We start from the raw sequence: 19,994 nt of genomic DNA, 5'->3' as shown, positions 1-19,994 counted from the left end.
CGCTGCTGCGGCCTGAGAATGCGCCGATAGTGGCGCAAACGGCAGCCGATTTTCGAGACCGCCGACAGGAAGCGCCTTGACCCGAACCGACTTGAGCCGGCCGAGCCCCGGCATCGACAGCAGCTACGCCTGGATGCGGCTCGCCATTTCGATGCTGCTGGCGACGATCGGCGCCGTCGGCATGTGGGCTGTTGTCGTGGTGCTGCCCGCCGTGCAGGCCGAGTTCGGCGTCGACCGCGCCGCGGCGTCCATGCCCTACACCGCGACCATGGTCGGCTTTGCCGCAGGCAACGTGCTGGTCGGCCGCGCCATCGACCGGATGGGTTACTGGATCCCGGCGCTGCTCTCCTCGATCGCGCTCTCCGCCGGCCTTCTGCTCGCGGCACTGTCGACCTCGATCTTGCAATTCACCCTTGCTCAAGGGTTGCTGATCGGCGTCGGCACGTCGGTGATCTTCGGACCGCTGATCGCCGATATCTCGCACTGGTTCAACCGCCGGCGCGGCGTCGCCGTGACGGCGGCGGCCGCTGGCAATTACCTTGCCGGAGCGATCTGGCCGACCATCATGCCGACGCTGATGAAGGCGGAAGGCTGGCGCTTCACCTATGCGGCAATCGGCATCTTCTGCCTGGTTACCATGGTGCCGCTGGTGCTGATGCTGCGGCGCGGTGCTCCGGAGGCGGCGGCCGCGGGTTCGCCCGGAAGCCGGACGGTGCAGCCGATCTCGCTGTCGCCGGCGGCGTTGCAGGTGCTGCTGGTCGTCGCCGGGCTCGGCTGCTGCGTGGCGATGTCGATGCCGCAGGTGCATATCGTCGCCTATTGCATGGACCTCGGCTACGGCGTGGCGCATGGCGCCGACATGCTGTCGATCATGATGGCAGGCGGCGTCGTCAGCCGGCTGGCGTCCGGCTTTCTCGCCGACCATATCGGCGCTGTGTGGACACTGATGATCGGCTCGGTGCTGCAGTGCCTCTCACTGCTGTTCTATATCCCGTTCGATGGGCTTGCCTCGCTCTATGTGGTGTCGCTGGTGTTCGGCCTGTCGCAGGGCGGCATCGTGCCTTGCTATGCGATCATCGTGCGCGACTACATGCCGGCCAAAGAGGCTGGCCAGCGTATCGGCATCGTCATGATGGCGACCATCTTCGGCATGGCGATCGGCGGCTGGATGTCGGGCTGGATCTATGACCTGACCGGCTCGTATGCGGCTGCGTTCCTCAACGGCATTGCCTGGAATTTGCTCAATCTGCTGGCGATCGGGCTGTTGGTCTGGAAGGCACGGCGCAGCGCCGCCGTGATGGCTTGAAAGGGGCAGGATTGTTTTGCATTGCTTGACAAGGACGACAGGCTGCGCGACGCCAGATGGCGAGTGGATGTGGCAAGCGGGCCGGTGAGATGGCGACAGCACGGATGATCGTACCGAGACCGCGTTCTACCGGGTGCATTCCCGAGCGAGCGCGTCGTTGATCAAGCCGCGCTCACGCCGGGGCGGCGGCCGCCCGACGATATCAGATGTCGCACGCAAGGCCGGTGTCGGCGCCATCACCGTGTCGCGCGCCTTGCGCGAGCCGGAGCGTGTCTCCGAAGAGCTGCGCCGCCAGATCCAGGCCGCCGTCGACGAACTCGGTTACGTGCCGGACCCGAATGCGCGGGCGCTGGCCTCGGCGCGCGCCGAGGTGTTCGGCGTCTTGGTGCCGTCGCTTACCAACAACGTCTTTGCCGAGGTGGTGCGCGGCATCTATGACAGCCTGTCGGCCAGCCCGTTCCGTATCCAGCTCGGCAACACCCATTATTCCGGCCTTGAGGAAGAGCGGCTGCTGCAGCTGTTCGGCTCGCAGCGTCCGGCCGCACTGATCGTCGCCGGCATCGACCAGACACCGACCTCGAGAAAACTACTGGAGAGCGCCGGCTGCCCGGTGGTGCAGGTCATGGAGACCGGGCCCGATCCGGTCGACATGATGGTCGGCTTCTCGCATCTCGACGGCGGCAGGACGGCCACCGAACATCTGATCGAGGCGGGCTACCGCCGCATCGGCTTCATCGGCGCGCGCATGGATCCACGCTCGCAGCGGCGCCTTGCCGGCTATCGGGCGGCGATGGAGGCCGCCGGCCTGTTCGACCCGCGCCTTGTCACCACCACGCCGGTGCTGTCCAGCGTGTCGCTCGGCCGTGAAATGCTCCGCGACGCGCTGGCCAAGGTGCCGACGCTCGACGGTGTCTTCTGCAACAATGACGATATCGCGCTCGGCGTGTTGTTCGAGTGTCATCGCGCTTCGATCGCGGTGCCGAAGACGATCGGCATCGTCGGCTTCAATGATCTCGACATGATGCAGGTGGCGTTTCCATCGATCACCAGCATCCGCACCCATCGCTATGAGATCGGCCGACGTGCGGTCGCCATGGCGCTGGCGGCGATCGCCGGCAACAGGCCGGAGCAACGGATCGTCGATCTCGGGTTCGAGCTCAAGCGCCGCGAGAGCACCGACCGTTGAACACGCATTCGCCACTGTGCGAATGACGCTTTACACTGCGTAATGGTAGCGCTACCATTTCATCGGGAAGGTGCTTATAATAAACAGCAAAACCTGTTTAATATATATAAGCGACAACTCGTACTTGTTTATTATGGATAATATGATAGTTTTTTCCGGCATTGACCGGGGAGCAAGGGGAGGGGATCGGGGCGGCATTCAGCCACCGAAAGGCGCGGCAAAGCCAGGCGGGAGGTGCCAGATCTGACGCGCGAGACGTCACAGCAGCCAACAAAAATCAGAACTGCAACTGGGAGGAATATCGATGATTAAGTCACTCGTTGGTGGCATCGTTGCCGCCACTGCATTTGTCATGTTGAGCTCATCGGCGATCGCCGACCCCGAAATCGTCAAGGGACCGTCCGCCGAGCCGGACTGCTTCGCGCCATGGGCAGCTGACACACAGTTCTTCAAATTCCCCAAGAAAGACGGTCCCTATCGGATCGCGCTCGCCAATGGCTACATCGCCAACACCTGGCGCATCCAGATGGTGCAGACGGCGAAAGCCTATGCGGCACAGCCGGAGGTCGCCGCGAAACTGAAGGAATTCAAGGTCGTCTCGACCGGCGAAGACGTGCCGGCACAGATTTCGGCGATCAACAACTTCATCGATTCCGGCTATGACGCGATCGTCGTCAACGCCCAGAACCCGACCGCTTTCGGGCCGGTTATCAAGCGCGCCAAGGAAGCCGGTGTCATTCTGGTTGCCTTCGACAACATTCTCGACACCAAGGACGCCATCAACGTCAACGTCGACCAGAAGGGTCTTGGCGAGCTGTGGGGCAAATGGCTGGTCAGCCATGTGCCGAATGGCGGCAAGGTGCTCGAAGTGCGTGGCGTTGCCGGCACCTCGGTCGATACCGACCGCCACAACGGCATCCATGAGGTTCTCGACGCTTCCGGGAAGAAGTGGGAGGTCACCGAAGTGGTCGGCAAATGGGATGACGGCGTGGCGCAAAAGGCTTCAGCCGATGCCATCGCCACCAACGGTCCCTTCGACGGCGTCACCGGGCAGGGCGGCGACACCGGCATCGTGCAGGCGATGATCGATGCCAAGCATCCATTCGTGCCGTTCGGCGGCGAGACCGAGAATGGCTTCCGCAAGTTCTGCGCCGCTCATGCTGCGGACGGGCTGAAATGCTCATCGGCCGGCACCGGTCCGGCCCAGGTGGCGGTTGCCATCAAGACGGCGATTGCCGCACTCGAAGGCAATGTCGTTCCGCAAGCGGTCAAACTGCCGCTGGCGATTGTCGAGGATCCGAACTTCAAGGCCGGTCAGGATTTCTTCCCCGACCAGTCCGACAATTTCTTTGTCGGCAATTCCTTCCCGACCTGCGGCATCAATTTCACGGCGCAGGAAATCATGGGCCAGACCAAGGCGGACCAATAGGCATACAAGGCGCCGCGGGACCTCCCGCGGCGCCGGCCACTCGATATCCCTGGTCGTCAAAGTGCCTCGGGAGGGCCGATGGACGGTACGGTTCCGCTCTTCCGGATGGAAGACATATCCAAGCGCTATGGTGGTGTGCGGGCGTTGGAAAAGGCCGAGCTTTCGGTCTCATCCGGCAGCATTCACGCTATTCTCGGCGAAAATGGCGCCGGCAAATCGACGCTGATCAAGGTCATGGCGGGCGTCGTCGCGCCCGACGAAGGCCGCATGACGCTGGATGGACGCGAGGTGACGTTCGCCTCGCCAGGCGCGGCGAACAAAGCCGGTATCGTCTGCATCTTCCAGGAACTGTCGCTGGTTCCCGAACTCAGCGTTGCCGACAACATTGTCATTTCCGATCCGCCGAAGCGTTTTGGCATGATCGACCGCAAGGCGCAGCGCCGCATCGCTGAGGAGGCGCTGGCACGCGCGGGCGCCGCCGACATCCACCCGCTGGCGCTGGTCAAGGACCTGCCGCTGTCGCGCCGCCAAATGGTCGAGATCGCCAAGGCGCTGGCCAGGAAGCCGCGCATCCTGATCCTCGACGAGGCGACCTCGGCACTGACCGCGACCGACGTCGCCAAGATATTCAGCGTGCTCAAGCGATTGCGCTCGGAAGGGTTGGCGCTGCTTTACATCTCGCACCGCATGAACGAGATCGCCGAGCTTGCCGACCACTGCACGGTGTTTCGCAACGGCCGCAATGTCGCCAGCTACAAGGCAGGCACAAAGAGCGACAACGAAGTCGTCGAACTGATGATCGGGCGCGAATACAGCCATATTTTCCCGCCGAAACCCGCGCGCAATGCAGTTGCCGCCGTTCCCGTGCTGGAGGCACGCAAGCTGTCCTGGACCGACCGGCTGGACAATGTCTCGCTGACGGTCGGGGCAGGCGAGGTCGTCGGCCTCGGTGGCCTCGACGGCCAGGGCCAGCGCGAATTGCTGCTCGCCTTCTTCGGTGTACTGCGCGGCCTGTCCGGCCAGATATTGATCGACGGCAAGCCGGCGGCGATCGCCAGTCCGTCCGCCGCGCGCCATGACCGCATCGGCATGGCTCTGATACCGGAGGACCGCAAGACCGAAGGCCTGATGCTGCCGATGACGGTGCGCGAAAACCTTTCCTTCGCCGCCCTCGACCGGTTGGCAAAAGCCGGTATCATCGACCGCGCCGCCGAGCAGCGGCTGATCGACGACATGGTCGGTCTGCTGGCGATCAAGACGGCAGGCCTCGACATTCCGGTCGGCGCGCTGTCCGGCGGCAACCAGCAGAAGGTGGTCATCGCCAAATGGCTGATGCGTCAGCCGCGCATCATCCTGCTCAACGATCCGACGCGCGGCATCGATGTCGGCACCAAGCAGGAGCTCTACCAGCTGATGCGCAAGCTCGCCGATGCGGGTGCGGCGATCCTGTTTTATTCGACCGACTATGACGAACTGATCGGCTGCTGCGACCGGGTGCTTGTGCTCTATGACGGGGCGGTCAAGCGCGAGCTGGTCGGCGCGGAGATCACCGAGCGGGCGCTCATATCAAGTGCGCTCAACATTCATGGCGAGGATAGCCCGGTGGGCCTGGGAGCGGACGCATGAAAGATTGGCGCTACTGGCTGGCCGAACAGCGGGGAACGCTGCTGGCGTTCGGCATTTTCATCGTCATGTTCGTCATCTACACCTCGAACCATCCGGCCGGATTCACCGCCAACGTCGTGCAGACAGCCTCGAATAAAGGCGTGCTGCTCGCCTTTGTGGCGATGGCCCAGACGCTGGTGGTGGTCACCGCCGGCATCGACCTCTCCATCGGCATGATCTTCACGCTGACCAATTGCCTGGCTTCGTGGCTGGTCATCGGTACCGGCATCGAAACCGCGTTCGGGGTCATTGCGGTGCTTGGCACTGGACTGCTGTGCGGGGCGATCAACGGTGCCATCGTCATCTATGGACGCCTGCAGCCGATTGTCGCCACCATCGCCACGGGTGCCGTCTATTTCGGCATCGCCCTGCTGCTGCGGCCCTTTCCAGGCGGTTCGGTCAACGAGGACCTTGCAGACGCGCTGACCGGGCGGCTGTTCGGCGTGGTGCCGGCGAGCCTGGTGGTGCTGCTGGCCGTGGTGCTCGTCGTCTGGGTGCCGTTCAGCCGCTCGGTGCTCGGCCGCGCGGCTTACGCGGCCGGTTCCTCGGAGATGGCGGCCTACATGTCCGGCGTGCCGATCCGGCGTGGCAAGTTCGCCGCCTACGCGCTTGCCGGGCTGCTCGCCGCGATCGGCGGGCTGTTCCTGACATTCTTCACCTATACAGGTGACGCGGCCTATGCTAGCGGCAACGCCTACACGCTGTTCTCGATCGCCGCCGTGGTGCTCGGCGGCGTTTCGCTGTTCGGCGGCAAGGGCAGCGCCATCGGCGCGATCTTCGGCGCGCTGGCTTTCCGCACCATCGGCGACCTGCTCTTCGTCTTCGATTTCGATCCGCTCTGGCAGCCGCTGTTCCAGGGCGTTATCCTGCTGGTCGCCGTCAGCCTCGGCGCTTTCGCCCTGTTTCGGGTCCGCAACCGGCTGGAGTGGTTCCTGTGAGCGAAACGACGCTTGGCGGCATTGCCGGCCGCATGCCCAGATTCATCCGCCGCGCCGATCCGGCGGTGCTGACGGCCTTTGCCTGCATCGTGCTTTTGCTGTTCCTGGGCAGCCTCTATTCCAGAAGCTTCCTGTCGCCTGAATATCTTCTGCAGCAGCTCAAGGTGGCCTCGTTCCTCGGCGTCATCGCCACAGGCATGATGCTGGTCATCCTGCTAGGCCAGATCGACCTGTCGGTGCCGTGGTCGGTGGCGGTAGGCGCCATGATGGCCTGCGCGGCGGCCGCCTATGGTCCGCTCGGCGTGGCGTTGGCCATTCCGTTCGGCATTTTCTGCGGGGTGCTGATCGGTATCGTCAACGGTATCGGTGTCGCCTATCTCAGAATTCCGTCGATGATCATCACGCTTGCCACCAACGCCGTCGCGCAAGGGCTGATGGTCGTCTACACTGGCGGCTTCTCGCCACAGGATTCGGCGACGGGCGCGATGCGCTACCTGGCGACCGGCTTCACCATTCCGGGCGTGCCCAACGCGGTCATCATCTGGGCGCTGATTGGTGCCGCGATGGTGTTCGTGCTGACCCGCACCAGCTTCGGCCGCACCGTTTACGGCATCGGCAACCGCGAGCGCGCCGCCTATCTCTCCGGCATCGACACACGGCGCGTGGTGATGATCGCCTTCGCCGTGTCGGGAGGCCTTTCCGCATTCGGCGGGGTGCTGCTCGCCGGCTATGCCTCCAAGGCGGCGCAGTCGATGGGTGATGCCTATCTGCTGCCATCGATCGCCGCCGTCGTGCTTGGCGGCACCTCGATCCTGGGCGGGCGCGGCTCGTATCTCGGCACCGTTGCCGGTGTCATCCTGATCACGCTGCTGCAATCCATCCTGTCGGTCATGCAGATGCCGGAGGCCGGACGGCAGATCATCTATGGCGCCGTCATCGTCGCCATGCTGTTGCTCTACGGCCGCGCGCCGGCAAGTCGCTGACAGTGGACGAAAAGGCAGCTCAGGCGCCAGCGGGCGCTCCCGGCTCGGTGCCTCCGGCCATCGTGGTGATGGGCGTCGCCGGCTGCGGCAAGTCGGCCGTCGGTATTGCACTGGCCGCCGCTCTGGGCGTTACCTTCATCGAGGGCGACAGGCTGCACCCGCCGGAAAACGTCGCACGCATGGCAAGCGGCGAGCCGCTCACCGATCAACTGCGTGAAGGCTGGCTTGACGCGATCGGCGAGCGCATCGCGGCCCCGGTGGGGCAGGGCGAAGGCGTGGTTGCCGCCTGCTCGGCACTGAAGCGCAGCTACCGCGCCCGGCTGAGCGGCTTCTGCCCGCAGATCGTCTTCCTCTACCTGGAGATCGACCCTGCCACGGCCAGGCGGCGCGTCGGCAACCGCAAGGGCCACTTCATGCCGGCGAGCCTGGTCGACAGCCAGTTCGCCATCCTCGAGCTGCCGGCGGCGGATGAGCGGGCATTGACGCTCGATGCGACACGCCCGGTCGGTGAGGTTGTCGCTACCGCGGTCCGCCAGATGCGCCGGTCATGAGCCTTCATCAGTGCCGATGCCGGTGCTGTCCTGAGCCTCGGTCAGCCGCTGCCGGCGGGACCACGTCAGCATCTGCTCGGGGTAGAGCTTCAGCGCCTCCAGCAGGCGGTCACGCTTGAGCAGGATGTAGTGCGCCTGCACGGCCATGTTCTTGGTTCCATCCTTGGCGGTGTCCGTTGCCGGCGCGGCCGATACGGCCGGCGTCAGCGCGGGGCTGAGCACGGCACGGTATTCGATGAAGGGAACCACTTCGAAGGTCGACATGGCGAACAGGGCAGTCCTTCCCCTGGCGGCGAAATTCGCCGGCGCCGAGGCGAGGTGCGTCCAGCCGCTTTCGCCCATGGCGGCCTCCGTGAAGGTGGAACCGGCATGGACGGTGTTGGTCATCGTCACCACGCCATTCTGCTTCAGGATTTTCTGGATGCGGATGGTGACCTGGTAGGCATCGTCGCGATCAAAGGCGACCCGGCTTTTCAGGAACCGGTTCTCGACATTGACCAGCGGCGGGTTGAGGAAACGCAGGCCGAACGCGCTTTCGGAAATACCGTGGGTGTTGACGCTCACCTGATGCGCCTCGATGCCGGCCTCGTATAGCGCGCGCTTGCCGATGATGGTCTGGGCGGTGAACTGATCGCACCAGAGGATGGCGCCGTGGCCGCGCTGCAAGGCCGACTGTAGCCCGTCCAGCCCCTCGAGCCGGATCGTCGGCGACCAGCGGCCAGCCACCAGATGCGCGGCCAGTTGCAGGCGGCGGCGATGGCGCGCCGTCAGTAATCCCTCGAACAGCTTGCGCGCATCGATGCCTTCGCCAAGCACTGCGCGCGTGGCGGCGGCGTAAGCGGGGAATTCCTTGCGAAGATGGCGCTTCAGGCGAAACCTGGACATGCGGCGACAGATTGGCGCCCACCAGCGCACCGGCAGCGCCGCTGCCACCATGAGATAGAAGACGCACAGCAGGGTTTCGCGGAGATCCCCGTTGGAAAAACGGCGAAACCTGCCGGGGTGAACCTGCTTGCGGCTGAAGAAGCGCACATTCTCGGTCCGTTCGGGGACAAAGACGTCGGCGATGATTTCAGTGCGGAAACTGGCTGCCGATGGCAGCTTGCGGGCGGCCTTGCGGGATTTTGCGAACCACCACAGCCTCATCGGTCCAGCCCGTTCCTCGAACCCCGCTTTACTGCGTCGGCATGGACCGCGCAAGGTTGCGATGGCGAAACGCGGCGCAGCAATCGTGGTCTAGATCTGCGACGTCAGCTCGACCGGAAAATCATCATTGTCGGCATCGCGCATGGCGGCGAGGCTGCGATTGTCCAGCACTTCGGCGATCGCCTGCCGCACCTCCAGCATCATGTGGCGGACCTGGCAAGTCGCCTCGTCGCAATCCTCGCAGCGTTGATACTGCGTGCGGCTGGCGCAGGGGATCGGTGCCAGCGGCCCGTCAAGCACGCGCACGACATGGCCGATCTTGATTTCGGAGGCCGGCCGGGCGAGGCGATAGCCGCCTTCCTTGCCCTTGCGGCTCTGGACGAAGCCGGCATTGCGCAACTCGCCCAGGATGGCATCGAGGAATTTCTTCGGGATGTTGTTGGCCACCGCGATATCGTTGACGAAAGCCAATTGGCCGGCCGGCAGGCCGGACAGATGCACAAGGGCCTTGAGGCCGTATTTGCCTTTTTTTGTCAGCATGCCCAGATCAACCCATTGAAGCCCCAACCACTCGCATCTGGCGACTGTTTGTGTGCAAATAATGACGTTTTCGCCGCGCGATGATGTTTCGCGAAAACAAGCCGCCGGATTGCACGTTAGGCACAAACGCGTTGATTCTTTGTAACGCTTTGCGCGGATGACGCCGATATTCTGCGGAAAACCGGGTTGCCGGCGCACAAAACGAAAAAAGCCGGCAAGCGCCGGCTTTCTCGTTCGCCTTGGGATGTCGCTGCCGTCAGCGGCTGCCATAGGTCTGGTCGAGCAGGCCGCCGGCGGCGAAATGCTCCTTCTGCACCTTGTCCCAGCCGCCAAAGACGTCTTCCACCGTCAGCAGGCGGATATCGGGGAAGTCGGCCTTGTATTTCGCCGCCACAGTGGTGTCGCGAGCCCGCAGGCCGTTGCTGGCGGCGATATCCTGGCCCTCCGGCGTGTAGAGGAAGTCGAGATAGGTCTTGGCGAGGTCGCGGGTGCCATGCTCGTCGGCGACCTTGTCGACGATCGCGACCGGAAATTCGGCCAGCAGGCTGACCGACGGCGTGACCTGCTCGAACTTGTCGTCGCCATACTCCTTGCGGATGCCGCGCGTCTCCGACTCGAAGGTGATCAGCACGTCACCGATCTCGCGCTGCACGAAGGTGGTGGTCGCGGCGCGGCCGCCGGTGTCGAAGATCGGCACGTTGTTGAACAGCTTGGTGATGAACTCCTTCACCTTGGCGTCGTCGCCCTTGAAGGCTTCCTTGGCGTAGGCGGTGGCCGCCAGATAGGTGTAGCGCGCATTGCCCGAGGTTTTCGGGTTGGGGAAGATCACCTGCACGTCGTCGCGCACGAGATCGTTCCAGTCCTTGATGTGCTTGGGGTTGCCGGCGCGCACCAGGAAGGACGGCAGCGAGTAGAAGGGCGAGGCGTTGTCGGGAAAATCCTTCTGCCAGTCGGCCGAGACGAGGTCCTTCTTGACCAGGAAGTCGATGTCGATGACCTGGTTGAAAGTGACGACATCGGCGCCAAGGCCCTCGGCGATGGCGCGCGCCTGCGCCGAAGTGCCGGCGTGCGACTGGTCGACGGTGACGCCCGGATGCTGCGCGATGAAGGCCTTGTTGACCTGCACGAACAGTTCGCGGCCGACGTCATAGGACGCATTGAGCAGTTTGTCGGCCGGCCAGGCCTGGGAGGATGCGAGGAACAGGCCGGCGACGGTGGCAAGCCCGAGGAAAAATCGCTTCATGAAAACAGGCTCCGATGCAATGCGTTTATGGTCGGACCATAACTGCGGGGCATGGTGTGCGACGAGGTATAGGTTCAGGGCCTGACGCCCTTTTCTGGAAAAACCGTCGCTGAAATAGACAACTTGTAGGATTTTCTTTCAAGTTGGGTCCCTTTGAGTGTCTTCGACAGCCGTTTCCTTCCTGCTACCTCACAGGCCACGCGATAAAAAAGATACACATTGTGTATGCGGAATGCTACGGTAGAGGCAAGGAGTCCTTCATGACAAAGACCACACCCGAGACACACGCCAAACCCGTCAATCTGCGCATCCGCGAGGACATGCGCATGCTGATTGACCGCGCTGCGAAAATACGCGGGAAAACGCGCTCCGACTTTATGATCGATGCCGCCTACCGTGCGGCAGAGGACACGCTGCTCGACCAGGCACTGATCAAGGTGGATGCCGAGAGCTACCGGCACTATCTCGACATCCTCGATGAACCGCCGAACGGTGAAGGTTTTGCACGCCTTATGAACGTGCCCAAGCCATGGCAGGGCTAGTGCTGTCGGCGCCCACGCCTCTCGCCGAAAACCACGATCTCGACCTTTTCCAAAGTGGCTCGGAAAGCCTCGACCAATGGCTTCGCCTGAGGGCGCGAGCCAACCAGGTCAGCGGCGCGTCCCGTACCTATGTGGTGGCGGAAGACGCGCGCGTTGTCGCCTACTACTGTCTCTCTTCGGGCGGACTTGATCTGGCGGCGGCGCCTGGCGCCATTCGCCGCAACATGCCTGATCCCATTCCGATGGTCGTGCTCGGGCGTCTTGCCGTCGATGCGGGCTGGCAAGGAAAGGGGTTGGGTGCCGCGCTGCTGCAAGACGCCGTTTTACGGGCAGGTCACGCCGCGACGATCCTAGGCATTCGTGGCATTTTTGTTCATGCCATATCGCATGAGGCGAAAGCCTTCTACGAACACTATGGTTTTGCGGCTTCCCCGAAAAACCCGATGACCTTGGTGCTGTCGTTGAAAGGCGTGACGAAAGGATAGCCGTGTCGCTCGAAGCATGAATAGAGCTGACCGCCATCAGACCGAAACGTTGCTTGGTACGATGGCGGGCGATGTCACCTGTGCCGAGTTTTCCCGGACCTTGCATCGTGGCGTCGTTTGGCATATACAAATGGCATATACAAGGAGCCGCGACCATGGCCCAGAATCGTCGTTCAACAACGCCGGCCAAGGAGGCGAAGCTGTTCCGCAACAACCGCAGCCAGGCGGTGCGCATTCCTGTCGAGTTCGAGCTTCCCGGCGAAAGGGTCTTGATCAGCCGTGAAGGCGACCGCCTGGTCATCGAGCCAGTCCGCAAACCTGGCCTCACCGCGCTGCTCGCCCAATGGGCGAAAGATCAGCCGCTCGGTCCCGAAGACGACTTCCCCGAGATTGACGATATGCCGGTCAAGTCCGAGGAAATTTTCTAAATGCGGTTCATGCTGGATACGAACATTATCAGCGACATGATCCGAAACCCGGCTGGCAAAGCCGCGAGTGCAATGATGCGCGAGGGAGACGCCGCCGTGTGCACCAGCATCGTGGTCGCCTCGGAATTGCGATATGGCTGCGCTAGGAAGGGATCGGCCAAACTGCTGAAGAAAGTCGAGGAACTGCTGGCCGAGATTCCTATCCTGCCGCTCGATATACCGGTGGATGTCGAGTACGGCGCTCTTCGCGCCGAGCTTGAAGCCGCGGGCCAGACCATTGGCCACAACGATCTTTTTATTGCCGCGCATGCCTATGCCATGAGGGCTACGCTGGTGACCGCCAACGTGGGAGAGTTCAACCGGATCAGAGGCTTGAAGGTCGAGAACTGGCTGGAGTAGCGTCCCGATCTCGGATCAAGCAGCCGGGAAAAGCTTCCAGCGTCCGGGGCGGAACGCCACCCGGCTTTTCTGGGCCGCCGGGTGGTCGACCGGCAGTTCGATTTCGACCCGCTGGCGCTCACCACCGATCTCAAGCTCGACCCGGCGCGTGCCGGCGACGCGGCGGCTGGCGGCGACCGTGCCGGCGATGCAGCCGCTGCAGCCATCCAGCAATTCGACATCGTGCGGGCGGAAGTAGAGCATAGCATCGCCCGAGGGCTCGTTGGGCGCGGCAAGCCCGATCGGCCGGTCGGCGAGCCAGATCTCGCCATTCTCGACCTTGACCGGAAGCGTGCTCGATTCACCAATGAAGCCGTATACGAAGGGCGAGTTCGGCGTGTCGTAGATGTCGTCGGCGGTGCCGACCTGCTCGATACGGCCCTGGCTCATCACCACGACGCGGTCGGCAAGCTCTAGCGCCTCTTCCTGGTCGTGGGTGACGAAGACGGTGGTGTGGCCGGTGGCGTCGTGGATTTCGCGCAGCCAGCGGCGCAATTCCCGACGCACCTGCGCGTCAAGCGCGCCGAAGGGCTCGTCGAGCAGCAGCACCTTGGGTTCGATCGCCATGGCGCGCGCCAGCGCCACGCGCTGGCGCTGGCCGCCGGAGAGCTGCGCCGGATAGCGCTTTTCGAGCCCTGACAACTGGACAAGGTCGAGAAGCTCGGAGGCGCGGCGGCGGATCTCCTGCGCCGGCGGACGCGACGACCCGTGCCGGACCTTCAGGCCGAAGCCGATATTGTTGGCCACAGTCATGTGCCGGAACAGCGCATAGTGCTGGAAGACGAAGCCGACATTGCGCTCCTGGATCGACTTGTGCGAGGCGTCCTCGTCGCCGAAGAAGATATTTCCCCGCGTCGGCCGCTCCAGCCCGGCGATCAGCCTGAGCAGCGTCGTCTTGCCGGACCCGGACGGACCCAGCAAAGCGATCAGTTCGCCCGACTTGATGTCGAGCGACACGTCATGAAGCGCCGGAAACTGGTCAAACTCTTTGCGCACGTTGGCAACGCGAACTTCCATGCAAATCCCTCTGTCAGTGCCCGCGCGTCGCGGCGATCTCGGCGCCGTAGCGCATCTCGAGAAGTGTTTTCAAGATCAGCGTGACGAGCGCCAGGCCCGCAAGCAATGAAGCCACGGCAAAAGCGCCGACGGCATTGTACTCGTTATAGAGGATTTCGACATGCAGCGGCATGGTGTTGGTCAAGCCGCGTATGTGGCCCGACACCACCGAGACCGCGCCGAACTCGCCCATGGCACGCGCATTGCACAGAAGCACGCCGTAGAGCAGCCCCCATTTGACGTTGGGCAAGGTCACGTACCAGAAGGTCTGCCAGCCATTGGCGCCGAGCGAGAGTGCCGCCTCCTCGTCGCCATTGCCCTGTTCCTGCATCAGCGGGATCAACTCGCGGGCGACGAAGGGGAAGGTGACGAAGACAGTGGCCAGCACGATGCCCGGCACGGCAAACAGGATGACGATCCCATGCGCTTTCAGCCAGCCGCCGAGCAGCCCCTGGGCGCCAAACAGAAGCACATAGACGAGGCCCGATATGACCGGCGAGACCGAGAAGGGCAAATCTATCAGCGTGGTCAGGAAGGCCTTGCCCTTGAACTCGAATTTGGCGATCGCCCAGGCGGCGGAGATGCCGAAGACGATGTTGAGAGGCACCGAGATTGCCGCGACAAGCAAGGTCAGCCGGATCGCCGAGCGTGTGTCCGGATTGCCGAGTGCTTCGGTGTAGGCACCGATGCCCTTGGAGAAGGCTTCGTTAAAGACGATGATCAGTGGCAAGACCAGGAAAATGCCGAGGAAGGCGAAGGCGACGGCCATCAGCGCCACACGCGCCGGGCGGCTTTCCGTGACCGCCGCCGACTGGCTTTCATGGTGCGTTTCGTAGGATTTGATCTCGGGATCAGCCATAGCGCTTGCGGCTCCATGTCTGCACGAGATTGACGACCAAAAGCATGATGAACGACAAAGCGAGCATGATCGCCGCAATCGCGGTCGCCGCGGGGTAATTGTATTCTTCGAGGCGGATGACGATCAAAAGCGGCGCGATCTCGGATTTGTAGGGCAGGTTGCCGGCGATGAAGATGACCGAGCCGTATTCGCCGACGCCGCGCGCGAAGGCGAGCGCAAAGCCGGTGACGATGGCCGGTGCCAGGCCCGGAAACAGGATGCGGGTGATGATCTGGAAGCGATTGGCGCCAAGCGTGGCGGCGGCTTCCTCCACTTCCTTGTCGATCTCCTCCATGATCGGCTGCACGGTGCGCACGACGAAGGGCAGGCCGATGAAGATCAGCGCGATGACGATGCCGAGCGGCGTATAGGCGACCTTGATGCCGAGCGGCATCAGCAATTTGCCGATCCAGCCGTTAGGCGCATAGAGCGTGGTCAGCGCGATGCCGGCGACAGCCGTGGGCAAGGCGAAGGGCAGATCGACCATGGCATCGACGATGCGGCGGCCGGGAAAGCGGTAGCGCACCAGAACCCAGGCGACCAGCGTGCCGAAGACGACATTGACGGCAGCCGCGACGAAGGCGGTGCCGAAGCTGATTTTCAGCGCGTTGATGGTGCGGCGATCGGTGGCGATTGCCCAGAATTCAGGCCAGCCGAGGGCGGCCGAGCGCCAGAGCAGCCCGGACAGCGGGATGAGAATGATGAGGGTGAGGTAGGCAAGCGAGAAGCCGAGCGTCAATCCGAAACCCGGAATGACACTCGGCTGCCTGAATCGCCACCCCGCCTGCGCGGGTGCTGTGGTCATATCGTCCTGAATATCGACTGCTTATTGAGGCTTGTAGATCTGGTCGAATATACCACCATCGCCGAAATGATAAGGCTGTGCTTTTTTCCAGCCACCGAACTGTGGATCGTCGATGGTGACAAGCTTGATCGGCGGCAACTTGGCGAGGTCTTCGGCCGGCACCAGATCGGGCTTGGCCGGGCGATAATGGTTCTTGGCGATGATCGTCTGCGCTTCCTTGGAATAGAGCCAGCTCAGATAGGCTTCGGCGACCTTGCGGGTGCCTTTGGCGTCGACATTGGCGTCGACCACCGCCACCGGCGGCTCGGCCAGGATCGAGGTCGGCGGGTAGACGATGTCGAAACTGTCGGCACTGAACTCGTCAAGCGCCAGATAGGCCTCGTTTTCCCAGGCGATCAGCACATCGCCGAGACCCTTTTGCGCGAAGGTCACGGTCGAGCCGCGGGCGCCGGTGTCGAGCACCGGGGCATTGGCGTATAGCTTGCCGACGAACTCCTTGGTCTTGGCCTCGTCGCCGCCATCATTGGCGTTGGCGTAGGCCCAGGCGGCGAGATAGTTCCAGCGCGCACCGCCGGAGGTCTTGGGATTGGGCGTGATCACCTGGACGCCGTCCTTGACGAGGTCGTTCCAGTCGCGGATGCCCTTCGGATTGCCCTTGCGGACAAGGAAGATGATGGTCGAGGTGTAAGGCGCTGAATTGTTTTCGAATTTGGTGCGCCAATCGGGGTTGATCTTCTTCGACTTCGAGACGATGGCGTTGATGTCGCCTTCAAGCGCCAGCGTCACCACATCGGCGTCCAGGCCGTCGATCACGGCGCGGGCTTGGGCGCCCGATCCACCATGCGACTGCTGGACGGTGACCGTCTCGCCGGTCTCGGCCTTCCAATGCGCGACGAAAGCTTCGTCATAGGCCTTGTAGAGCTCGCGTGTCGGATCGTAGGACACGTTGAGAATGGTGGTGTCGGCAAACGCGAAACCGAGCGTGCCGAACTGGACAGATGTGGCGACCAGTGCGCCGAGCAGTTTCCTGAAATGAGGTTTGGTCATTTCTGCCTCCGTTGAACCCACGCCAAATCTACCGAATTGATAGAAATTAGATGCATTTAATGTTGTTTTTTTTGCCTCTCTTGAGAAAATATTCGACGATCTTTCGGTGTATGGAGAAATATTTTCCTCTTACGTCTCCGGGAAGAATCCATGCCTGCCACCCAGCCTATCTAGAAATGAGCGGTGCTGAGGCAAGGCCGTGTAGAATTTAGTCCGGCGCCTCAATCGGCGGTGATGGGAAAGTCGAAACGCTGCTTGGCGAACGGTTCGTTTGCCAGCGTGAAGTGCCACCATTCGCGTGCATAATTCTTGAAGCCGCCGGCGCGCATGGCATCGACAAGCATCTTGCGGTTTGCGGCCGCTTCACTGGCGAGGCCGCGGTGCGCGGTTTCGCTCATCGGATCAAAGCAGTCGAAACCGGTCCCGAAATCGAGCGTGTTGGCATCAACGGCGCCGCAGGCTGGGTTTGGGCTGGACCTACTGTCCGTTCGGGCGATGGCGACGTCGACGGTCGAGCCACGTGAATGGGTCGATAGTTCTCCGACATAGCCCTTGGCGATCAGATCGCCACGCTTGACCCGGGGATACCATTGCGGATCGGGCGGCCCGCCCTGTTTCGTCCATTCAGCCATATCGGCGATGGCGAGGGCAGGGCGATAGCAATCGAACACGACCAGCGTCAGGCTTTTGGCGACGATCGCCTTCTGCACACGGCCGAGTGCCTGGGCCGCCTGCTCGGTGAGGATGCAGGCCGGCGCGTCATAGCCGTTCACCTTGCGGTGCAGGAAATTGTCCGATCCGGCGTAGCGGATGTCCGGGCGGATCGAAGGGTCGACATCGGCGAGCCGGACAAAGCCGGCGGGCAGGGCGTCGGCAAAAGCGGGGAGGGTGATTGCCATGACAAGAATCGTTGCTGCCAGCGCTGAGGCAGCCGACGATACAAGATTGCGCGAGGCACCCCCCTCTGCCCTGCCGGGCATCTCCCCCGCAAGGGGGGAGGTTGGCAGCCTTGCCGTTGCGTCTTGTCTTTGACAATTGGCGAAAGCGGAAAGGAAATCCGATCTCCCTCCTTGCGGGGGAGATGGCCGGCAGGCCAGAGGGGGGTGCCTAGGAACAGGCATGGGGTGAGTATCCTGCTATCCGCTGAGCCTGTGGAAAGCCAATTCCACGAATCGCTTGCAGCCGTCTATTCGACGAACACTTTTACGCTGGCCGCACGTCCCGCGGCGTCGATGACGGTCAGCGTCGAATAGCCGGCGCCGTCTGGTTGCCAGGTCGCGGTGCGGCGACGGTCGATGCCAACCAGCGGCTTGCCGTTGGCCAGCCAGCGGAACGGTGCACGGCCGCCTTGCAGCTTCAGCACCAGCGGTGAGGCATCGACGGAATTGGTGCCGAGATCGACGCGGGCGCCGTCGGGCGGGAAGATGATGGTCGGTGCGGGTTCGGTCACTGTCGCCTGCACCAGGCCGTCCGACCCGGCGCCGAAGCGGGCGAGGGTCACCGGCAGATCCTCGCGCCTGGGGTTGAACACGCCGGGCGGCTTGCCCGGCAATGGGACGGTGGCCAGGCCCGAGCGGACAAAACCCTCGAACAGGATGGGAGCGGCCGAGACATAGCCGGAAAGGCCCGGCACCGCGCCGGCGTCGGGGCGGCCGACCCATACACCCAGCACATAGCGGCCGTCCAAGCCGACCGACCAGGCGTCGCGATATCCGTAGGAGGTGCCGGTCTTGTAAGCGATGCCGCGCTGCAAGGCCCCCTCGGGCGGCTTGACGCCCGACAGTATGTCGATGACCTGCCAGTTGGCCTGATTGTCGAGGATGGTGGCGGTGGTTCGCTCAGCGTCGGCCGGTTCGGTGCCGTCATGCAGCGTGTGCGTCTTGCCGCCATTGGCGAGCCCTGTGTAGAGCTGGACGAGGTCGCGCAGCGTCACCCCGACGCCGCCGAGGCCGATGGCCAGGCCCGGCGCCTCGTTGACCGGCAGTATGGGGTTTACCCCTGCCCGGCGGAAGCGCGCCATCAGCCGCGTTGGCCCGACCGCGTCGAGCACGCGGATCGCCGGCACGTTGAGCGACAGTTGCAGCGCTTGCCGGATGCTGACATCGCCCTGGTAGCCCATGTCGAAATTCTTCGGCCGGTAGCCGGAGAAATCGATGGGGCTGTCGTCGATCAGCGTCTCCTGCGCCACCAGGCCCTGTTCGAAGGCAAGACCGTAGATGAACGGCTTGAGCGTCGAGCCGGGCGAGCGGACGATCCTGGTCATGTCGATCCAGCCGGAGCGGCTGGCGTCGAAGAAATTGGCCGAGCCGACTTCACCGAGAATGTCGCCGGTGCGGGAGTCGGCCAGCACCATGGCGACCGACAGGCGAGGCCCAAGCTTGGTGGCCGCGTCCCTCGCCACCTGTTCCAGCCCTTCCTGGACGCTCTTGCTGATCGTCAGTCGCACGGGCTGGCCGGGAACGGCCTTGGACAGCATCGCATAGGCGGCGTGCGCGGCGAGCGCCGGCAGCGTGCGGCGCAGGCCCGACACATCGTCGAGGGCGGCGCGTGCGGCCTCGCGCTCGCCGAGCAGGCCGGAGGAGACCATGCGGGCCAGCACCCGGTCGCGGGCGGCGTGGGCGATCTTCAAATTGCGGTCGGGCCGGCGTTTTTCCGGCAGCTGCGGCAGAGCGACGAGAAGCGCGGATTCGGACACGGTAAGCCGCTTCGGCTCCTTGCCGAAATAGGCGAGCGAGGCGGCGCGCACGCCTTCCAGATTGCCGCCATAGGGCGCCAGCGTCAGATAGCGTTCGAGGATCTCGCGCTTGGACAGCCGCCGCTCGATCTGGATGGCGCGCAGCATCTGCTTGACCTTGGAGCCGAGGCTGCGGCTTTCGCGCGGCTCGATCAGCCTGGCAAGCTGCATCGACAGCGTAGAGCCGCCGGAGACGATGTGGCCGCTGGTGGCGAACTGGCCGGCCGCACGGGCCAGCGCCAGCACGTCGACACCCTCATGATCCCAGAAGCGCTTGTCCTCATAGGCGACCAGCATGTCGACGAATTGCTTGTCGACCTGGTCGAGGCGGGTTTCGAGCCGCCAGTAGCCGTCCGGCGTGGCGAAGGCGCGCAACAGCTGGCCATCACGATCCTGCACTTCGGTGGAGACCGTGAGTTCGGCCGGCAGCGGGGGCGGGAAGGCGCGGTCGAGTTGCCAGAGGGTGGCGGTGGAGAGGGCGAGAATGCCAGTGCAGGAAGCTGCGGCAATGGCGGCGCGGCGAAGGTGTTTTCTTGAAAGCATGGCGCTGCCCCTCATTGCCCTGCCGGGCATT

20 protein-coding genes are annotated in these 19,994 nt (G+C 63.4%); 11 read left to right on the top strand and 9 right to left on the bottom strand.

Annotated elements, in window-relative coordinates:
* The first annotated feature begins 76 nt into the window (after positions 1-76).
* The 7 genes from ACFOJ9_RS20755 to ACFOJ9_RS20725 all read left to right on the top strand — a co-directional run bounded on the left by ACFOJ9_RS20755 (position 77) and on the right by ACFOJ9_RS20725 (position 8,058).
* Positions 77-1,306, top strand: a complete 1,230-nt coding sequence (locus tag ACFOJ9_RS20755; protein WP_378980844.1) for an MFS transporter — start codon at positions 77-79, stop codon at positions 1,304-1,306.
* A 157-nt stretch (positions 1,307-1,463) separates the two neighbouring features.
* Positions 1,464-2,492, top strand: coding sequence for an HTH-type transcriptional regulator GntR (locus ACFOJ9_RS20750; RefSeq protein ID WP_378980842.1), 1,029 nt, complete (start codon positions 1,464-1,466; stop codon positions 2,490-2,492).
* Positions 2,493-2,796: 304 nt separating this feature from the next.
* Positions 2,797-3,921, top strand: a complete 1,125-nt coding sequence (locus tag ACFOJ9_RS20745; protein WP_378980840.1) for a sugar ABC transporter substrate-binding protein — start codon at positions 2,797-2,799, stop codon at positions 3,919-3,921.
* A gap of 78 nt (positions 3,922-3,999) precedes the next feature.
* Positions 4,000-5,547 (top strand): sugar ABC transporter ATP-binding protein, encoded by a 1,548-nt coding sequence (locus ACFOJ9_RS20740; RefSeq protein WP_378980838.1) that lies wholly within the window; start codon positions 4,000-4,002, stop codon positions 5,545-5,547.
* Complete coding sequence (locus tag ACFOJ9_RS20735) at positions 5,544-6,524, top strand: ABC transporter permease (RefSeq protein WP_378980836.1); 981 nt, start codon at positions 5,544-5,546, stop codon at positions 6,522-6,524. Before ACFOJ9_RS20740 ends, ACFOJ9_RS20735 begins: the two co-directional genes overlap by 4 nt.
* A complete protein-coding gene (locus ACFOJ9_RS20730; protein ID WP_378980834.1) occupies positions 6,521-7,507 on the top strand; it encodes an ABC transporter permease in 987 nt (328 codons plus the stop codon). Before ACFOJ9_RS20735 ends, ACFOJ9_RS20730 begins: the two co-directional genes overlap by 4 nt.
* 2 nt (positions 7,508-7,509) lie before the next feature.
* A complete protein-coding gene (locus ACFOJ9_RS20725) occupies positions 7,510-8,058 on the top strand; it encodes a gluconokinase (RefSeq protein ID WP_378980832.1) in 549 nt (182 codons plus the stop codon).
* Here ACFOJ9_RS20725 and ACFOJ9_RS20720 read toward each other — a convergent pair.
* From ACFOJ9_RS20720 to ACFOJ9_RS20710, 3 genes are all read right to left on the bottom strand, one after another.
* Positions 8,053-9,204 (bottom strand): hypothetical protein, encoded by a 1,152-nt coding sequence (locus tag ACFOJ9_RS20720; protein WP_378980830.1) that lies wholly within the window; start codon positions 9,202-9,204, stop codon positions 8,053-8,055. The two genes, ACFOJ9_RS20725 and ACFOJ9_RS20720, sit on opposite strands and share 6 nt — an antisense overlap.
* Before the next feature lie 90 nt (positions 9,205-9,294).
* Complete coding sequence (locus ACFOJ9_RS20715; RefSeq protein ID WP_013530871.1) at positions 9,295-9,744, bottom strand: RrF2 family transcriptional regulator; 450 nt, start codon at positions 9,742-9,744, stop codon at positions 9,295-9,297.
* 256 nt (positions 9,745-10,000) lie between these two features.
* Positions 10,001-10,987, bottom strand: a complete 987-nt coding sequence (locus tag ACFOJ9_RS20710; protein ID WP_378980828.1) for a sulfate ABC transporter substrate-binding protein — start codon at positions 10,985-10,987, stop codon at positions 10,001-10,003.
* Positions 10,988-11,247: 260 nt separating this feature from the next.
* Between ACFOJ9_RS20710 and ACFOJ9_RS20705 the strand changes: the two genes are divergently transcribed.
* From ACFOJ9_RS20705 to ACFOJ9_RS20690, 4 genes are all read left to right on the top strand, one after another.
* The gene (locus tag ACFOJ9_RS20705) at positions 11,248-11,529 is read left to right on the top strand and encodes a type II toxin-antitoxin system TacA family antitoxin (RefSeq protein WP_378980826.1); all 282 of its coding nucleotides are present in this window, start codon (positions 11,248-11,250) and stop codon (positions 11,527-11,529) included.
* Positions 11,529-12,014, top strand: coding sequence for a GNAT family N-acetyltransferase (locus ACFOJ9_RS20700; protein ID WP_378987915.1), 486 nt, complete (start codon positions 11,529-11,531; stop codon positions 12,012-12,014). The genes ACFOJ9_RS20705 and ACFOJ9_RS20700 overlap by 1 nt, the downstream gene beginning before the upstream one ends.
* 155 nt (positions 12,015-12,169) lie before the next feature.
* Positions 12,170-12,442, top strand: coding sequence for an antitoxin (locus ACFOJ9_RS20695; protein WP_378987911.1), 273 nt, complete (start codon positions 12,170-12,172; stop codon positions 12,440-12,442).
* Positions 12,443-12,841 carry a type II toxin-antitoxin system VapC family toxin gene (locus tag ACFOJ9_RS20690; RefSeq protein WP_378980824.1) on the top strand — a complete coding sequence of 133 codons (399 nt, stop codon included), beginning with the start codon at positions 12,443-12,445 and terminating at the stop codon, positions 12,839-12,841.
* A gap of 15 nt (positions 12,842-12,856) precedes the next feature.
* Here the strand turns inward: ACFOJ9_RS20690 and ACFOJ9_RS20685 are convergent, their stop codons facing one another.
* The 6 genes from ACFOJ9_RS20685 to pbpC all read right to left on the bottom strand — a co-directional run bounded on the left by ACFOJ9_RS20685 (position 12,857) and on the right by pbpC (position 19,963).
* On the bottom strand, positions 12,857-13,897 hold the full coding sequence (locus ACFOJ9_RS20685; RefSeq protein WP_378980822.1) for a sulfate/molybdate ABC transporter ATP-binding protein: 1,041 nt from the start codon (positions 13,895-13,897) through the stop codon (positions 12,857-12,859).
* Between the two features lie 13 nt (positions 13,898-13,910).
* The gene (gene cysW, locus ACFOJ9_RS20680; protein WP_378980820.1) at positions 13,911-14,795 is read right to left on the bottom strand and encodes a sulfate ABC transporter permease subunit CysW; all 885 of its coding nucleotides are present in this window, start codon (positions 14,793-14,795) and stop codon (positions 13,911-13,913) included.
* Positions 14,788-15,639, bottom strand: coding sequence for a sulfate ABC transporter permease subunit CysT (gene cysT / locus ACFOJ9_RS20675; protein ID WP_378980818.1), 852 nt, complete (start codon positions 15,637-15,639; stop codon positions 14,788-14,790). Before cysT ends, cysW begins: the two co-directional genes overlap by 8 nt.
* Before the next feature lie 21 nt (positions 15,640-15,660).
* A complete protein-coding gene (locus tag ACFOJ9_RS20670) occupies positions 15,661-16,686 on the bottom strand; it encodes a sulfate ABC transporter substrate-binding protein (protein ID WP_378980816.1) in 1,026 nt (341 codons plus the stop codon).
* Positions 16,687-16,907: 221 nt separating this feature from the next.
* The gene (locus ACFOJ9_RS20665; protein WP_378980814.1) at positions 16,908-17,585 is read right to left on the bottom strand and encodes a M15 family metallopeptidase; all 678 of its coding nucleotides are present in this window, start codon (positions 17,583-17,585) and stop codon (positions 16,908-16,910) included.
* Positions 17,586-17,872: 287 nt separating this feature from the next.
* Complete coding sequence (gene pbpC, locus ACFOJ9_RS20660) at positions 17,873-19,963, bottom strand: penicillin-binding protein 1C (RefSeq protein ID WP_378980812.1); 2,091 nt, start codon at positions 19,961-19,963, stop codon at positions 17,873-17,875.
* Positions 19,964-19,994 lie beyond the last annotated feature (31 nt).

The organism is Mesorhizobium cantuariense (assembly GCF_042647205.1).
In the GTDB taxonomy this organism is placed as follows: Bacteria; Pseudomonadota; Alphaproteobacteria; order Rhizobiales; family Rhizobiaceae; genus Mesorhizobium; species Mesorhizobium cantuariense.
Note: the sequence above shows the minus strand (reverse complement) of the source record. Positions and strands in the feature narration are given on the sequence as shown.

What these genes read in the sequence shown, in the direction of transcription:
- ACFOJ9_RS20745 (WP_378980840.1), top strand. Translation starts at nt 2,797, where the DNA reads ATGATTAAGTCACTCGTTGGTGGCATCGTTGCCGCCACTGCATTTGTC.
- ACFOJ9_RS20740 (WP_378980838.1), top strand. Translation starts at nt 4,000, where the DNA reads ATGGACGGTACGGTTCCGCTCTTCCGGATGGAAGACATATCCAAGCGC.
- ACFOJ9_RS20735 (WP_378980836.1), top strand. Translation starts at nt 5,544, where the DNA reads ATGAAAGATTGGCGCTACTGGCTGGCCGAACAGCGGGGAACGCTGCTG.
- ACFOJ9_RS20720 (WP_378980830.1), bottom strand. Translation starts at nt 9,204, where the DNA reads ATGAGGCTGTGGTGGTTCGCAAAATCCCGCAAGGCCGCCCGCAAGCTG.
- ACFOJ9_RS20715 (WP_013530871.1), bottom strand. Translation starts at nt 9,744, where the DNA reads ATGCTGACAAAAAAAGGCAAATACGGCCTCAAGGCCCTTGTGCATCTG.
- ACFOJ9_RS20710 (WP_378980828.1), bottom strand. Translation starts at nt 10,987, where the DNA reads ATGAAGCGATTTTTCCTCGGGCTTGCCACCGTCGCCGGCCTGTTCCTC.
- ACFOJ9_RS20705 (WP_378980826.1), top strand. Translation starts at nt 11,248, where the DNA reads ATGACAAAGACCACACCCGAGACACACGCCAAACCCGTCAATCTGCGC.
- ACFOJ9_RS20695 (WP_378987911.1), top strand. Translation starts at nt 12,170, where the DNA reads ATGGCCCAGAATCGTCGTTCAACAACGCCGGCCAAGGAGGCGAAGCTG.
- ACFOJ9_RS20690 (WP_378980824.1), top strand. Translation starts at nt 12,443, where the DNA reads ATGCGGTTCATGCTGGATACGAACATTATCAGCGACATGATCCGAAAC.
- ACFOJ9_RS20685 (WP_378980822.1), bottom strand. Translation starts at nt 13,897, where the DNA reads ATGGAAGTTCGCGTTGCCAACGTGCGCAAAGAGTTTGACCAGTTTCCG.
- cysW (WP_378980820.1), bottom strand. Translation starts at nt 14,795, where the DNA reads ATGGCTGATCCCGAGATCAAATCCTACGAAACGCACCATGAAAGCCAG.
- cysT (WP_378980818.1), bottom strand. Translation starts at nt 15,639, where the DNA reads ATGACCACAGCACCCGCGCAGGCGGGGTGGCGATTCAGGCAGCCGAGT.
- ACFOJ9_RS20670 (WP_378980816.1), bottom strand. Translation starts at nt 16,686, where the DNA reads ATGACCAAACCTCATTTCAGGAAACTGCTCGGCGCACTGGTCGCCACA.
- ACFOJ9_RS20665 (WP_378980814.1), bottom strand. Translation starts at nt 17,585, where the DNA reads ATGGCAATCACCCTCCCCGCTTTTGCCGACGCCCTGCCCGCCGGCTTT.
- pbpC (WP_378980812.1), bottom strand. Translation starts at nt 19,963, where the DNA reads ATGCTTTCAAGAAAACACCTTCGCCGCGCCGCCATTGCCGCAGCTTCC.